15 protein-coding genes and 1 pseudogene are annotated in these 13600 nt (G+C 72.3%); 8 read left to right on the forward strand and 8 right to left on the reverse strand.

Features of this window, described 5'->3' with window-relative positions; all coding sequences use genetic code 11:
- Window positions 1-293: pseudogene (locus NUM_RS03920) on the reverse strand (hypothetical protein); the annotation flags it as partial.
- A gap of 304 nt (window positions 294-597) precedes the next feature.
- Entirely contained in the window at window positions 598-2085 is a 1488-nt protein-coding gene (locus NUM_RS03925; protein ID WP_207123161.1) for a C40 family peptidase, read from the reverse strand.
- Window positions 2086-2391: 306 nt separating this feature from the next.
- Here NUM_RS03925 and NUM_RS03930 point away from each other — a divergent pair, with 306 nt between their 5' ends.
- Window positions 2392-3027, forward strand: a complete 636-nt coding sequence (locus NUM_RS03930) for a hypothetical protein (RefSeq protein ID WP_207123162.1) — start codon at window positions 2392-2394, stop codon at window positions 3025-3027.
- A 25-nt stretch (window positions 3028-3052) separates the two neighbouring features.
- Here the strand turns inward: NUM_RS03930 and NUM_RS03935 are convergent, their stop codons facing one another.
- The 4 genes from NUM_RS03935 to NUM_RS03950 form a co-directional block, all read right to left on the reverse strand.
- The gene (locus NUM_RS03935) at window positions 3053-3424 is read right to left on the reverse strand and encodes a GntR family transcriptional regulator (RefSeq protein ID WP_207123163.1); all 372 of its coding nucleotides are present in this window, start codon (window positions 3422-3424) and stop codon (window positions 3053-3055) included.
- Window positions 3421-4356 carry a hypothetical protein gene (locus tag NUM_RS03940; protein WP_207123164.1) on the reverse strand — a complete coding sequence of 312 codons (936 nt, stop codon included), beginning with the start codon at window positions 4354-4356 and terminating at the stop codon, window positions 3421-3423. The genes NUM_RS03935 and NUM_RS03940 overlap by 4 nt, the downstream gene beginning before the upstream one ends.
- Window positions 4357-4513: 157 nt before the next feature.
- Window positions 4514-5692: a peptidoglycan recognition protein family protein gene (locus tag NUM_RS03945; protein ID WP_207123165.1), complete on the reverse strand. Its 1179-nt coding sequence runs from the start codon at window positions 5690-5692 to the stop codon at window positions 4514-4516.
- A 156-nt stretch (window positions 5693-5848) separates the two neighbouring features.
- Window positions 5849-6676, reverse strand: coding sequence for an arylamine N-acetyltransferase family protein (locus tag NUM_RS03950; protein ID WP_207123166.1), 828 nt, complete (start codon window positions 6674-6676; stop codon window positions 5849-5851).
- Window positions 6677-6825: 149 nt separating this feature from the next.
- On the opposite strand from NUM_RS03950, the gene NUM_RS03955 reads away from it, so the two are divergent.
- Both NUM_RS03955 and NUM_RS03960 read left to right on the forward strand, forming a co-directional pair.
- Window positions 6826-7242 (forward strand): hypothetical protein, encoded by a 417-nt coding sequence (locus NUM_RS03955; RefSeq protein ID WP_207123167.1) that lies wholly within the window; start codon window positions 6826-6828, stop codon window positions 7240-7242.
- Between the two features lie 19 nt (window positions 7243-7261).
- The gene (locus NUM_RS03960) at window positions 7262-7519 is read left to right on the forward strand and encodes a DUF4229 domain-containing protein (RefSeq protein WP_207123168.1); all 258 of its coding nucleotides are present in this window, start codon (window positions 7262-7264) and stop codon (window positions 7517-7519) included.
- A gap of 157 nt (window positions 7520-7676) precedes the next feature.
- Here NUM_RS03960 and NUM_RS03965 read toward each other — a convergent pair whose 3' ends face one another.
- Window positions 7677-9050 (reverse strand): C39 family peptidase, encoded by a 1374-nt coding sequence (locus NUM_RS03965; protein WP_207123169.1) that lies wholly within the window; start codon window positions 9048-9050, stop codon window positions 7677-7679.
- Between the two features lie 112 nt (window positions 9051-9162).
- On the opposite strand from NUM_RS03965, the gene NUM_RS03970 reads away from it, so the two are divergent.
- Window positions 9163-10101, forward strand: coding sequence for a CAP domain-containing protein (locus tag NUM_RS03970; RefSeq protein WP_207123170.1), 939 nt, complete (start codon window positions 9163-9165; stop codon window positions 10099-10101).
- A 196-nt stretch (window positions 10102-10297) separates the two neighbouring features.
- A complete protein-coding gene (locus NUM_RS03975; protein WP_207123171.1) occupies window positions 10298-10780 on the forward strand; it encodes a hypothetical protein in 483 nt (160 codons plus the stop codon).
- 235 nt (window positions 10781-11015) lie between these two features.
- Here the strand turns inward: NUM_RS03975 and NUM_RS03980 are convergent, their stop codons facing one another.
- Window positions 11016-11156 (reverse strand): hypothetical protein, encoded by a 141-nt coding sequence (locus tag NUM_RS03980; RefSeq protein ID WP_207123172.1) that lies wholly within the window; start codon window positions 11154-11156, stop codon window positions 11016-11018.
- A gap of 291 nt (window positions 11157-11447) precedes the next feature.
- On the opposite strand from NUM_RS03980, the gene NUM_RS03985 reads away from it, so the two are divergent.
- From NUM_RS03985 to NUM_RS03995, 3 genes are all read left to right on the forward strand, one after another.
- Window positions 11448-11684: a winged helix-turn-helix domain-containing protein gene (locus NUM_RS03985; protein WP_225918315.1), complete on the forward strand. Its 237-nt coding sequence runs from the start codon at window positions 11448-11450 to the stop codon at window positions 11682-11684.
- Between the two features lie 151 nt (window positions 11685-11835).
- Window positions 11836-12519 (forward strand): 2-phosphosulfolactate phosphatase, encoded by a 684-nt coding sequence (locus NUM_RS03990; RefSeq protein WP_207123173.1) that lies wholly within the window; start codon window positions 11836-11838, stop codon window positions 12517-12519.
- Window positions 12520-12647: 128 nt separating this feature from the next.
- The gene (locus tag NUM_RS03995; RefSeq protein ID WP_207123174.1) at window positions 12648-13370 is read left to right on the forward strand and encodes a class I SAM-dependent methyltransferase; all 723 of its coding nucleotides are present in this window, start codon (window positions 12648-12650) and stop codon (window positions 13368-13370) included.
- The last annotated feature ends 230 nt before the right edge of the window (window positions 13371-13600 follow it).

The raw sequence follows: 13600 nt of genomic DNA on the forward strand, positions 1-13600 counted from the left end.
GCCGGCCGGGGCTCGCCCCACGGGTTGCCGCCCGTGCCGGGGGCAGGCGGCTCGGCCCAGGCGTTGCCGCCCGCGGCGGGTGGCTGCGGCTCGCCCCACGGGCCGCTGCCCGCCGGTGCCTGCGGTTCGCCCCACGGCCCGGCGCCGGGCTGGCTGGCGGGAGCGCCCGGCTGGCCGGCCGGCGGCCAGGACGGCGGTTGCGCCGAGCCGGTGGACGCCCGGTACTGGCCGGCAGCCGGTGGCTGGTCGACCGGCGTGCCGCAGCGCGGGCAGATGCCCACGGCCGGTGGCACGCGCTCACCGCACGTCGAACACGTCCGGTCTTCCATCGAGCCCTCCCAAGGCTTCCGGCAAACGCTCCGTTTCACGGTGCCATATCGCCGCGATCAGGCCCACGCTGCGCATGGCCCATCGAAGGGAACGTCACGCTGCCCGGTCACCATCGACCCGGCCCCGTGAGCCTACGAGGCATCGGCGGCACTCATTTGACAGGGACCACCCAGTTTGCCCACATCATGGGACGTGGCCGACCGCCCGCACGGACCGTACCGACGGGGTACCGGCATGCAGTGTCCAGGTCGTTCACCGGTGGGTGATTCAGCAGGTCGGCGACGGGCTCTTGGACCCGGACGGGCTCGGGCTGGGGCTCGGGCTCGGCGAGGGGGAACCGGACGGCGACGGGCTCGCCGAGCAGCTCGGCGACGGCGAGGCGCCGTCACCGCCGGACGGTGAGGTGGACGGCGACGTGGACGTGCTCGGCGAGGTCGACGGGCCGCCGGGGGTGGCCCCGGTGGAGCCGGACGGCGACGGGCTCGGTGAGGTACCCGACGGGGACGGGCTGGGGGAGGCCGGCGGCTTGGGCTTGGTCGGCTTCTTCTTGACCGCCGGCACCACCCGGGTGGCGCCGTAGAAGCCGCCCAGCGACAGCGGCACCACCTGCACCGGGATGCCGAACGTCGGCGCCTGCACGACCTTGCCGTGCCCGACGTACATGGCGACGTGGTAGATCGACGTGGACACCCCGGGGGTGTTGCCGTAGAAGACGAGGTCGCCGGGCAGCAGCTTGGACAGCGGCACCGGCGAGCCGGCGGTCGCCCGGTACTGCTGGTCGGCGATGCGGGGCAGCGCCACCCCGGCGTGCTGGTACGAGTCGAGCACCAGGCCGGAGCAGTCGTAGGCGTTCGGCCCCTCGGCACCCCACACGTACGGCTTGCCGACCTGGTGCACCGCGAACTTCACCGCGGCGAGCGCCTTCGGGTTGGCCTGCATGCCGTCGACCGCGCCGCCGATGGTGCCCAGGTACTGCTGGGTGGCCTGCTGCTGTTGCTGCTGCAGGGTGGACAGCGAGGCGTTGTTCTGGTCCTGCAGCTTCTTCAGGTCGGTCTGGGCCTGCTTGAGCTGCTTGCGCAGCGAGGCGTACTGGTCCTTCGCCGTGCGCTGGTCCTTCAGCGCCTTCTGGTAGGCGGCGTCGGCCGCCGCGTACAGCTTCTTGGCCTGCCGGTACGACGCGCCGGCCGAGCTGCCCTGCACGGTGCCGGGCTCGGCGAGCCACGGCGCGAGCTTCGCGAGTTGGCGGTACTCCCGGGCGGACGGGTCGAGGTGGCGCGGGATCTTCGCGGCGCTGCGGTACGCCTTGCTGCCGTTGTCACCGGCCTGGCCCTGGAAGTAGTTCATCTCCTGCCGGGCCACGTCGAGGTTGCGCTTCGCCGCGTCCACGTTCGACTTCGTGGTGTCGATCTGGTCCTGGGCCTGCTTCGCCTGCTCGGCGAGCGTCTGCACCTTGACCGTCTGGGTGGCGATCCGGCTGCTCAGCGGCCCGGTCGGGTCGGTACCCGCGGCGGGCAGGCCGGTGCTGCCGGGAGTGCTGCCGGTGCTCGGCGGGACCACCGGGCCGCCGGTCTGCGGGTTGGCGCCGGCGTCGGGCGGTGCGGCCGGTGCGCCGCTGGGGCCGCCGTCCACGGCGGCGGCGCCGGTGGCGTTCGGTGCGGCGGAGACGGCGCTGCCGCCGGTCGCGGCGGCGGTGCCGCCGGCGAGCAGGATGACCGCGGCCAGACCGACGGCCGCCAACCACGGCCGCCGTCTCATCCTGCGGTCTGTCCGCCGTACCGCTTTCCGCATGTCACCATCCCGCATCACGGTCGCCGGGCCCGGTCGCCGCGGCCAAGCTGCGCGCCGCGGCCGCCGTCGTCGACTTTGGCCGCAGACCCTGATGAACCTCGCCAAGGCGGTCACCACGGTACGGCACCGGCCACGAACCTTCCACCGATCGCCGGTTACAAAAGCCTGTGAGCGAGGGGGGTGCCGGGCGCACCGGAACCGGGCTCGTAGGCTCCTCGGTACCAGTCGCAGACGGTGCCGGTGCAGGTCGGCGCCGGTGAGAGGAGTTGCGCCATGGCGGCGCCAGAACTGTCGGTACGCGCCGACATCGAGGCCAGGCTGGCCGCCGGTGCCCGGCTGGCCGCCGAGGACGGGGTCGCGCTGCTCGACGGCGACGACCTGTCCTGGCTCGGTGGTCTCGCGCACGCCCGCCGGACGGCCACCGCCGGTGCGGTCACCACGTACCTGCCGGTCACCGACCTGGCCGCGACGCCGCACGTGCTGACCTGGCAGTACGCCCCGGGGCAGCCGGCCGCCGACCGGGTCGCCGAGCTGCTCGCGCGGCGCGACGAGCCGGCCCGGGTGTTCGCGCCGGTGCGCGCCGCGGCCGGGCCGGACGGCCACGAGGTGTCGCCGGCGGAGATCCTCACGCTGTTCGCGGTGTGCCGGCTGCTGTTCGACCCGACGGTCACGATCGGGTGCGACCTGGCCAGCCACCCGGAGTCGACCGCGCAGCTGCTGCTCGACTTCGGCGTCGCCGACCTGCTGGTCCCGGCGGACGGCTTCGACCCGCAGCACGTCGCCGAACTGATCTGGGACGCCAACGGCACCCCGGTCCACCGCGCCCCCGACTTCAGCACGATCCAGGACTACGGCCCCGCCACCCCCCAGTCCGACCGCCGCGCCCAACCCCAGTCCGTCTTCACCTGACCGGCCGGTCGCACGTTCCGGCCGTTCACTGGCCGCTGGCACGCTGCACGTAGCCGAGCACCGCGGCGCGATCGACGCCGAGGTCGGTCATCGCGCCGACGTACCGCCGGGTCAGCTCGACCGCCTGCTGGTGGATCCCCGGGTCGGCGGGGGACGGCGACGCCACGATCGTGCCCCGGCGGCCCAGCGTGCGCAGGAAACCGGCGGCCTCCATCTCCCGGTAGGTACGCGCCACGGTGTTGTGCGAGAGGCCGAGGTCGCTGGCGAGCCGGCGTACCGGTGGCAGTTGGGTGCCGGGCGGCAACGACCCGCCGGCGATCTGCGCGATCAGCTGCGAGCGGAGCTGCTCGTACGGCGGGGCAGGGTCGGCCGGGTCGATCCGCAGCACCGTGCTCATGAACCGGCGCCGGTCAGCTCCGACCCGGCCCACAGCCGCCGGAGCACGCGCTGCCGGTACGGACCCGTGTGGGCGACGAAGCCGGGGACGAGCATCCCGAGGATCGCGGCGGTGCTGACCGCGAGCATGACCAGGCCGAGGACCAGGGTCAGGTCCATGGCGCCGTGCCTGACCTGCGGGTCGGTCACCGTCATGCCGACCGCGAACAGTGCGGTGATCGAGGTGACGACCGCCATGATCACCGCGTTGGCGAACAGTCCGCGCAGCGCGTCCGCGCGGCAGATGTCGTCCCAGGCCAGTTCGAGCTGCGAGGCGGCGTGCTGGGGCCGCAACAACACCCGGCGCGCGACGAGTTCCGAGGCCGCCCACACCAGCAGGGTGGCGGCCGCGGCCACCCAGGCGACGGTGCTCGGCCCGGCCCCCGCGCCGGACGTACGCCCGGGCGACAGGACGGCGAGCAGGACGGTCGCCGCGACGACCGAGGCGAGGGCGGCGACCGGGGCGAGCCGGATCGTGAGCAGCTCCCCGGGGGTGAGGTAGTCGCGCAGCGAGGTCGCGCGGGCCCGCGCGACCCGGGGTGCGTCGGGGTTCAGGGCGTGCCGGCCGGTCATGATCGCCGCGACGCCGCCGACGCTGGCGCCGATGCCGAGCGCGAGCATCGTCACCACGCCGGTCTGCTCCCGCCAGCCGGCCGCCAGCACGACGACGAAGGCGACGGTGAAGGCGACCGACCCGCCGAGCACGGACCAGCGCTCCCGGGCCGCGATGCGGCGCAGCAGCGGTGCGCGCAGCTCGGCCGGCAGCGGGAGCCGTACCTTGCGCACGTACCCCTGCAGGTGCTTCTCGTTGCTGCGTCGCAGGCCGCCCTGCGTGATCGGTGCGAGGGCGCACAGCACGGCGACACCCACGGCGATCCAGATGGCCGGACTCATCGCGACCCCTCTCGACTGTACCAGTACAAAGAATGTACTGGTACAAAGCCGGGGGAGTCAACCCGCGCGGGCCCGCCGGGCCGGGACGCCGGTTCGGTCGGGCCCGGCGCCGATCGTGTCGCCTGCTCGGGCGGGCGCCACGATCGGCGCCGGTGGGTCAGTGGTGCAGGTTGGAGAACTCCTGGCGAACGATGCCGCCGAGGATCGCGCACCAGGTGGTGGTGTCGGCGAGCCCGTTCGGGGGCAGCCCGTGCAGCCGCTGCATCTCGCGTACCGCCTGGCGGGTGGCGCCGTCGTAGGTGCCGTCGACGGTCACGTCGTAGCCCTTGTGCGCGAGGATGCTCTGCGCCGCCTTCACCGCGTCCCCGGTGGCGTGCGGCAGCAGCCGAGGTGCGAGCGCCTCCCAGGTCGGCTGGGTGACGGTACCGTCGCTGGCCACCTCGAAACCGTGCTTGGCCTGGAAGTCCTGCACCGCGGCCTTGGTCGCGGCGTCGAACGCGGCGTTCGGCGTCACCGTGTCGTACCCGTTCGCGACGAGCAGGTACTGCAGGGTGGTGACGGTGGAGCCGGCGGACGAGGTGAAGATGTCCGGCCAGTTGCGGGCCGGCACGTCGCGCAGGTGCTCGCCGCAGGCGGCGGCGACCTCGCGGCGCAGCGTCGGGAACTCGCGGTAGAACGCGATGCCGGGGCAGTCGGTGTTGTTCCAGTCCCAGTGGCCGAAGATGTTCCAGGCGTGGATGCCGTATTGCTGGCAGATGGTGGTGCACAGCCGCACCAGCGAGGCGAACTGCTTCACCGTCGGCGTCTCGGTGATGTAGGTGCCCTCGTTCTCGATGCCGATCGACTGGGTGTTCTCGCCGACGCAGTGCGCGCCCTGCACCTGCTGGGTGCCGAGTTCCAGTGACGGGAGCGACTCGTGCCGGCCCTCCAGCACGTACCCGCCGCGGCTGACGGTGAAGTGCTGGCCGGTGTCGGCCCAGCCGTTGCCGTCCATGTGCAGGTCCTGGCAGTCGCGCGCGAGCTGCTTGGCGTGCTCCTCGGAGTAGTCGGTGACGTTCGGGAACGCCATGTGGTGCACCACGATCTTGCGGGTGGTGCCCTTCAGGATGGTCAGGTCGCTGTCCGGTACGAACCGGGCGTTCCAGCTGGCGCAGTCGATGATCCACGGGATCTTCGTGGCCGGGGCCGCGGCGTCGGCGGCGGTGGCGCTGGAGTCGGCGAGCGCGGCGTCGGCGCCGGCGAGCAGCCCGAGGCCGGCGGCGCCGGCGACGGCCGCGCCACCGACGCCGGTACGGACGACGGTGCGGCGGCTGATGCCGTGCTGGGGTGGGGTCATGAGGGGTCCCTTCCGGCTATGGCAGAGATATGCGGGAAGTGGTGCCGACACCGGAGAATATTGTCAAACGTGGTCGCCGCGACCCCCGCGCGGACAGCCAGCCCCGAATCGTGACCTGCCGCTACGCAGATCACCGCAGTTCGGACCGGCTTCGCCTCAGGACCGCTGCGCGGCGGTCCAGGCGGTCTGCTGCTCGCCGGCGCGGCGCCAGAATGCGGCGAGGTCGGCCGGCGGCAGCGGAGGCAGCCCGAACTCGACGGCCAGGACCGCGGCGAACTCGTCGACGTCGGTCAGCTCGCGGGTGTCCCGGCCGGTCAGCGCGGAGCGGGTCAGCGACCGGGCCCGCAGGCTCAGCGCATGGTCGGCGCGCGGCTGCTGCACGGTCAGCGTCCGCACGTACGACGAGGCCGGGTCGCTGGCGAGCTCGGTGCAGCGCAGCGCGAAGTCGGCCAGCGCCAGCGGCTCGGTACGGAACTCGAAGCCCGGCGCGATCCCGGCCTGGTGGTGCACCAGGTGCCAGACGCCGGTCAGGTCACGGCGCAGCTGGAACTCGAACGGTGGCTGCCGGTGGCTGCCGATCACCAGCGGCAGCGGCGCCAGGAACCCGTCGCCGAAGCCGACGTCGGCGAGCATCGGCCCGCGCTCGGTGCCGACCAGCAGCGCGAGGTGGTTGCCCCACGCGGACTCGCCGTCCCGGAGCCGGTTGACCGCGGCGCGGACGAACCGCACCTCGAACCCCAGCTCGATCAGCAGCAGCCCGAACGCACCGTTCAGCTCGAAACAGAAACCGCCGCGGCGCTCGTCGACCACCCGGTGAAACAGCGCGTCGCGGGTCAGCGTCGGCACCCGCCCCAACTGGATGCCGAGGTTCTCGTACGGCACCGCCGCGAGATGCGCGCGGTGCAGCGCGGTGAGGGTGCCGGAATCGGCCCGCACTGGGCCGGCGTGCCCGATCCGGGACAGGTACTCGGTTGCCTCGGTCACGCCGCGATCATGCCCGACCGGTACGACGGCCGGCGGCGGACGGCGGCGCCGGGCGGCCCGCGTACCCTCGGTCAGGGGGCTGGTGTGGTCCTCGGCCGGCGCGGACCGCGCAGCAGGCCCGAACAGCTGTCGGCGAGGGCAGGAGTGCGATGGAGCGGGCGAGGTTTCCGCGCCGCGACCCGGACGGTCGGGTGACGCGGTTCGGTGACCTGATCGCCGCCGCGGTCGTCTGGCTGGTGGTGGCGTTCCTGGCGCTGACCGTCATCGACGTGCTCAGCTCGCTGGCCGGGGTCGGCGACGTGGGTTCGTCCCGCGGCTGGTTGATCGCGATCCTGGCGCTCTGGCTGTACGTCGAGGACTTCCGCGCCTGGCGCGGGGTGCGTTCCCGGCTCGGCATCATGCTGATCGCGCTGCTGCTCGCGATCCTGGTCGGCGGCGCCGCCGGGTACGGGCTGGCCTACCTGGCGTCGGGGCTGCCGGCGCTGGTCACCGGCTCGGTCGGGGCCGCGGTCGGCGTCCTGGTGTACGCGCCGGTCTGGTTCTACGGCATCCGCTTCGTCGAATGAGTTGTGAGGAGACACGACGGTGAGCCCTGCGGTGAAGTACACGCTCGGGCGGATCGGGTTGTTCGTCGTCATCGGTGCCGTGGTGTACCCGTTCGGGCTCAACCTGTTCGTCACGCTGATGATCGCGCTGGTCGTCTCGATGCCGCTGTCCTACTTCGCGCTGCGCAAGTGGCGGGAGCAGATGGCCGAGCGCATCGACGGCTCGGTGCGGCGGCGCAAGGAGGAGAAGCAGCGGCTGCGCGCCGCGCTCTCCGGCGACGACGAGAACGACAAGTAGTACCGAGCCCCGCCGGGTGGCCGGAGCCGCGTGACGGTCGGCCCGCCGGCCGCCGCGTGGGGGAACGCGACGCCCGGCGGGCCGGACGCTCGGGTGGGTACCCGAGGGGCCGGTGGCGGCGTCCGGGCGAGACGCCGCGGCCGGTGGCGGTGGCCGGTCAGCCCCAGTTGGGGTTGTGCCGGTCGGTGGGGTGGGGCCACGGCAGGTGCGAGGCCTTGTACAGGTAGGCCACGCCGCCGGAGCCGCTGCCGGTGCTGCCGCTGGTCAGGTGGCGCTTGGTGCGCAGCCAGATCGTCTCGAACTGGTGCCGCTTGTACACGTGCCGCACCTTGCTGTCGTCGGCCGACGCCGGGTCGTTGACGATCACGTCGCCGTCGTCGGTGAAGCCGACGATCACCAGCAGGTGGCCGGAGGTGTTGTAGCCGGCGCCGTCCAGCTCGCTGGCGTAGAACGACACCGAGCAGACCACCGGGATGCCGCTGGCGACCAGCCGCTCCGCCTCGTTCAGCGAGCGGATCTGGGTGACGATGCAGTCCAGGCCGCCGTAGGTGGCCGCGTACGCGGCGTTGAACGGCCAGTTGCCGCAGCCCTCGTACTGGTAGTCGTAGGTGTACCGGGCCGAGTAGTCGACCTGCGGGTCGGCGTAGCTCGGGTCGACCCACGCCAGCTGGCGGGCCGTCGGGTGCTTGCCCCAGCGGTACAGGACCATCGTGGTCGACGTCGGGCTGCACCAGGCCTCGCCGCCGTTGTCGTACTCCGGGTACTGGCCGGCGTGGATGTCCTGGGAGAAAGTCGGGACGTCGATCTCCACGCCGTGCTTCAGGCCGAACGTCGACACCGGCACGTCGAACCGGGCCGGGACGGTGGACGCGAACGCGCCCAGCCGGTACACCAGCGGGGTGGCGTGGCTGCCCTTCGGCCGGTACAGCGTGAGGCGCAGCTGGTAGTCGGTGAGCAGCACGCCGTTGGCGGCGTCGTCCGAGTCGACCTGGAACGTGTCGGTGTACACGCCGGACCACTCGTCGCCCTGCCCGTCCAGGGAGGTACGACGGATGTCGGCGTCGCTGTCGCCGGCGGTCCAGCGGCCCATCACGTACCACGGGGTCTTGTTGCCGGTGGTGTAGCTGCCCTGCATCTCGACCTGGATCCAGGTGCCGGCGGGGGTGTCGGCGTTCCACGACGAGACGAGCTCGGTGGCGCCGAAGTTGAGCTTGTACACCGGCGAGGTCCACGTCGCGTACTCGTACTCGCGGGTGGTGCTGGTGTGCGGGTCGGTGTAGCTGGTGGTGCCGATCGGACGCGCGATCACCACACCGGGCCGCCGGCCCGGCCACGCCACGGTGCCGTCGTTGTGGCCGCGCAGCCAGTCGGCGAACTTCGTGTGGGCGTGGTAGTTGATCGGGACGTCGCCGGTCGCCGGCTCGCCGCGGCTCGGCGCGGCAAGGGCGCTACCGGGCACGACCAGTGCTCCGGTGACCGCGGCCGCGCCACCGAGCAGGGTGCGTCTGCTGACCGAGAGGGAACGTGTCATTGCAGCTCCAGATGCGCAAAGGTTCCACGACGCCCGTCACTATTCTCCTGGTCGAGAACTTTCGCCAGAGCTTCGGTTGGATGGAAGATTTCTCGTTACCGGCAAAGCGCCCATGTCCGCTTCCGTGGCGCGCGCCACGTATGGGCTGCGCTTCCGGTACGTCGCCCGATACGGTGACGCGATGCGCGCGGCCCGCCGATCGGCACCGGACGAGACACCGCAGATCCGCCGCACCCTTCGCGACTTCGGCTGGACCCCGCCCGGCGAAGCCGGCACGCCCACCGCCGGCACGCCGTCGCCGGGACCCGGCCGGCACCGCACCCGCCGCCACCGCGGCCGGCGCATCGCGGTGCTCGTCGCCGTCACGCTGGCGATCGCCGTGCCCGCCGCCGGCGGGTACGGCTGGCACTGGGTGCACCAGCATCCGCACGGCGTCGTCGGTACCGCGTTCGGCATCGACGACGGGCGCGGCGGGCCGGACCGCGCCAGCCGGGGCAACGCCCGTGCCACCCCGTCCGGGTCGCCGAGCGGGTCGGCGTCCGCGTCGCCGTCGGCGTCGGCCAGCCCTTCGACGCGGGCGAAGAGGTCCGCGAAACCCCGCCACTCGGCCAGCGCGTCGCACCCGGCCGGCTCCGGTTCGTCGGGCGAATCGACCGGCACCAGCCTGGCCAGCCAGTACGAGCAGCAGGTGCTGACCGAGATCAACGCGGCGCGCAGGTCCGCCGGCTGCGGCGCCCTGCGGTACGACTCGCGGCTGGCCAAGGCGTCCCGCGCGCACAGCGAGGACATGGCCGCGCACAACTACTTCGACCACACCGCGCCCAACGGCAGCACCCCGTGGGACCGGGCCAAGGCCGCCGGCTACGACCAGCCGTCCGCGGAGAACATCGCCGCCGGCCAGCACACCCCGCACGACGCGGTACAGGCGTGGCTGCACAGCTCCGGCCACCGGGCCAACATCATGAACTGCGACTCGCACGCCACCGGCATCGGCTTCGCCCGCGGCGGCAGCTACGGCTACTACTGGACCGAGCTGTTCGGCTACGTGTGACCCGGGCCGGTGGCGGTCGACCGGGTGCCCTGCGGCTCCGGCCGAGCCGGATAGGCTCGCCCGCGTCGTCGCCGGACAACGCGTCGCCGTACCCGGTCGTCCGTTCCGCCGCCGTGGCCCGCCCTGTTCGTTCGTCGGTGTCCGGTGGCCATCAGGGGGGTTCATGCGGCTGTTTCTGCCGGGACAGCGTCGTACGTTGACGATCGAGCTCCCCGGGGCCAGCGTCGTGTCGGCGCGGGAGTCGGCCCGATCGTCGCCGGACCGGTCCGTCGCCCGCGTCGATCGTCCGCGGATACGGCTCGGTCCCGACGGCAGAGTGCGGTGTCACCTGCCGAGCACCTACCGGCACGCCAACCCGAGATTCGACGGCGTGCTGCAGGACGGCGACGCTGGCGCGGTGCTGAGCGGTCGGGTCCGGGAGGCCCGGTCCGAGGGGTTCCTCACGGCGCTCTACTCCGTGCTGACGATCCCGATGGCGGTGGGCGCCGTGTTGAGCGCGATCGCGGGCATCGTGCCGACTCTGGTCATCTGCGCCGTCGGTGCGATCGCCTTCGGCATACTGTCGGTCACGCTGCGCGCCGCTCGGGTCACCGTCTTCCGGCGGGACGTCGCCGATCTCGACGCCGCCCTGCGCCGCTCCTTCGGCGCCCCGCAGGCCGTCCCGCAGCCGGAACCCTGAGCCCAGCCGTGGTCAGAACCGTTGTAGGACAACGAAACCGGCCTGGTCACCGGCAGGTGCTCCGGCAGCCCCGTACCGGCCGGTCACAGGCTCGCAGTCAACCGTGCGCGGCGTCGATCTGGCGGCCGCGGTGGGTGTCGGCGGCTGACCGCTCAGCGGTCGTGGTGGGCGTGCGCGGCGCCGAGCACGAACGCGAGTACCAGAGTGAACAGCCAGCCCAACGCGATCGGGACGGTCACGGCATCCGCCGGACCAGCAGGCCGGACAGCCGGGCGTAGAACGTGGTCACCTTGGGGTCGTCGCCGAGCTCGTCGACCGGCACCACCCGCAGGTAGACCGCCCCGTTGACCAGCGCCGGCATCCGCGACACGACCATCCCCCACCAACACCCGTGCCCGTGGATCCCCGCACTCGGCGAGATGAACACCTGATCGCCCGCCCGGATATCGTCCGCGGACAACACGTATGTCGCAGTTGGTTTAGGCTTCGCCACAGCCGGTACCTCCAATACCGGTCAGGCTCTCGGGGCGCCCCGCAATGGCTCCCCGAGAGCCGCCTGGTGATTCGTGGAACGGGCCCGAGAGTACGCCATCTCGTATACTTCGTCTACTACGAGTACGTCGAAGCGGACGCCTAAGACGTCTGACCTGTACATACGCTGGTCGACGTGGCGATCACGGTCGATATGAAGGACCCGACTCCGGTCTATCAGCAGATCGCGGACCAGTTGGAGGCGCAGATCCGCGCCGGGAAGCTGAAGCCGGGAGACAAGCTGCCCAGCGAGTCGACGCTGGTGCAGGAGACGGGCGTGGCCCGAACGACCGTCCGGCACGCCATGGCGCTGCTGCGCGAACGCGGCCTCATCCAGACCGCCCCACAGCGCGGCTCCTGGGTGAAGGAATAGCGACACCAGTCGGCACGCCGAGTGCGGCGGTTCGCTCGATGGAGGATATGTACGGTATGAGCCATTCATCGGCGTTCAGGGAATAGGCGTTCTCCGTCCGCGGCGGAATGCGGGTATTACCTGAACGCACGATCCGGCGATCATCCTTGGTATGGACGCTCGTTTCGTGGGGATCGAGGAGCTGGTCGGCACGCCGTCGGTGGCGGTCGTGGTGGACGTGATGCGGGCGTTCACGGTGGCGCCGTGGTGCTTTGCCCGGGGCGCGGAGAAGATCGTGCTGGCGGAGTCGTTGGACGAGGCGCTGACGCTCACCGCCCGCCACCCGGACTGGGTTGCGCTCAAGGACGGTCCGCCCGCGCCGGGCTTCGGGCTGGTCAACTCGCCGGGCCAACTGCGTTCCGTCGACCTCGCCGGCCGGACCGTCGTGCAGAAGACCACCGCCGGCACGGTGGGTGCGCTCGCTGTGAAGGACGCGCCGCTGGTGCTGTGCGCGAGCTTCGTGGTGGCGACCGCGACCGCCCGGGTACTGCGGGGACGCGACAGCGCCACGTTCGTGGTCACCGGCGAGGAGGGGCGGGCCGAGGAGGATCTGGCCTGCGCGCAGTACATCGCGCGGGCGGTCACCGAGCCCGGGGCGAACGCCGCCGGGTACGTCCGCCGGGCGGCCGGGTCCGGTGCCGCCACGGAGTTGGCGACGGGCGTACGGGCGGGAGCGCATCCCGACGATGTCGCGCTCTGCCTGGAGGTCGACCGGTTCCCGTTCGCCGTGCGGGCGAGCTGGGACGGTTCCGCGCTGACGCTCCACCCGTACGAGCCGGTCTCGCCGGCGGGATGAGCGCGGTCCGGTCGGCGCTGCGCTCGGTGCCGGGTGCCCGCCACCGGTGTGCCGGGACTCGAAAGCGGCCGGCGCGGGTAGCCGGAAATGGGGGGACAGCGGCGCGGAATCTCGGTGAGGATGGGCGGATGCAGCCTGCGGAGTTCTACACCGGGATCGTGGCGGAGTTGTACGCACCGCTCAAGTCGTCCAGCCACGATCCCGAGGAGTACGTCCGGTTCGTCGCGGAGCACGGGCAGCCGGCGCTGGAGTTGGGTTGCGGCGACGGCGATCCGCTGATCGAGCTGCGCCGGCGCGGGCTCGACGTGGACGGTGTCGACTCGTCCGCGGACATGCTGGACCGCTGCCGCCGCAACGCCGCCGACGCCGGCGTCGAGGCCACCGTGTACCAGCAGCGGATGGAGGCGCTGGGCCTGCCGCGGCGGTACCGGTCGATCTTCCTGGCCGGGCCGACGTTCACGTTGCTGCCGGACGACGACACCGCGCTGGAAGCGTTGCGCCGCATCAGGACCCACCTCGACGACGGCGGTGTCGCGTTGGTGCCGCTGTTCGTCCCGGAGTCGGTCGGCGCCGAGGGGATCGGCGAGTACAGCGAGACCACGGCACCGGACGGCGCGGTGCTGCGCTGCGGGGTCGTCGCCGAGGAGCGGGACGAGGCGGCCCGCACCCAGCTCACCACGCTGCGCTACGAGCGGCACACGGCCACCGAGGACACCGTGGTCGACCGGCCGTGGCTGATCCACTGGTACACCCGGGACGGCTTCGCCGTGCTGGCCGCCGAGGCCGGCCTGACCGCCACCGTCGTCGAGGACCCCGACGACCCGAACGCCTTCGCCTTCCTGTTGACCTGATTCACCCCCGCGCCGATCTTGGAGTTGCGCCCGGCTTTCGCGCCGATCTTGGAGTAGTGGTCGGCGATTCTCGTCCGACACCCCGCCGCAACTCCTTGATCGGCGCGGAGAGTGGGCACAACTCCTTGATCGACGTCGCCAGGCGGGCACGGCTCCGTGATCGGCGCGGAGAGTGGGCACAACTCCTTGATCGACGTCGTCGGGCGGGCACGGCTCCGTGATCGGCGCGG

The sequence above is a fragment of the Actinocatenispora comari genome (assembly GCF_017312725.1).
Lineage (GTDB): Bacteria > Actinomycetota > Actinomycetes > Mycobacteriales > Micromonosporaceae > Actinocatenispora > Actinocatenispora comari.

What these genes read in the sequence shown, in the direction of transcription:
- NUM_RS03945 (WP_207123165.1), bottom strand. Translation starts at nt 5,692, where the DNA reads ATGACCCCACCCCAGCACGGCATCAGCCGCCGCACCGTCGTCCGTACC.
- NUM_RS03925 (WP_207123161.1), bottom strand. Translation starts at nt 2,085, where the DNA reads ATGAGACGGCGGCCGTGGTTGGCGGCCGTCGGTCTGGCCGCGGTCATC.
- NUM_RS03995 (WP_207123174.1), top strand. Translation starts at nt 12,648, where the DNA reads ATGCAGCCTGCGGAGTTCTACACCGGGATCGTGGCGGAGTTGTACGCA.
- NUM_RS03930 (WP_207123162.1), top strand. Translation starts at nt 2,392, where the DNA reads ATGGCGGCGCCAGAACTGTCGGTACGCGCCGACATCGAGGCCAGGCTG.
- NUM_RS03980 (WP_207123172.1), bottom strand. Translation starts at nt 11,156, where the DNA reads ATGGTCGTGTCGCGGATGCCGGCGCTGGTCAACGGGGCGGTCTACCTG.
- NUM_RS03990 (WP_207123173.1), top strand. Translation starts at nt 11,836, where the DNA reads ATGGACGCTCGTTTCGTGGGGATCGAGGAGCTGGTCGGCACGCCGTCG.
- NUM_RS03940 (WP_207123164.1), bottom strand. Translation starts at nt 4,356, where the DNA reads ATGAGTCCGGCCATCTGGATCGCCGTGGGTGTCGCCGTGCTGTGCGCC.
- NUM_RS03970 (WP_207123170.1), top strand. Translation starts at nt 9,163, where the DNA reads ATGTCCGCTTCCGTGGCGCGCGCCACGTATGGGCTGCGCTTCCGGTAC.
- NUM_RS03965 (WP_207123169.1), bottom strand. Translation starts at nt 9,050, where the DNA reads ATGACACGTTCCCTCTCGGTCAGCAGACGCACCCTGCTCGGTGGCGCG.
- NUM_RS03955 (WP_207123167.1), top strand. Translation starts at nt 6,826, where the DNA reads ATGGAGCGGGCGAGGTTTCCGCGCCGCGACCCGGACGGTCGGGTGACG.
- NUM_RS03935 (WP_207123163.1), bottom strand. Translation starts at nt 3,424, where the DNA reads ATGAGCACGGTGCTGCGGATCGACCCGGCCGACCCTGCCCCGCCGTAC.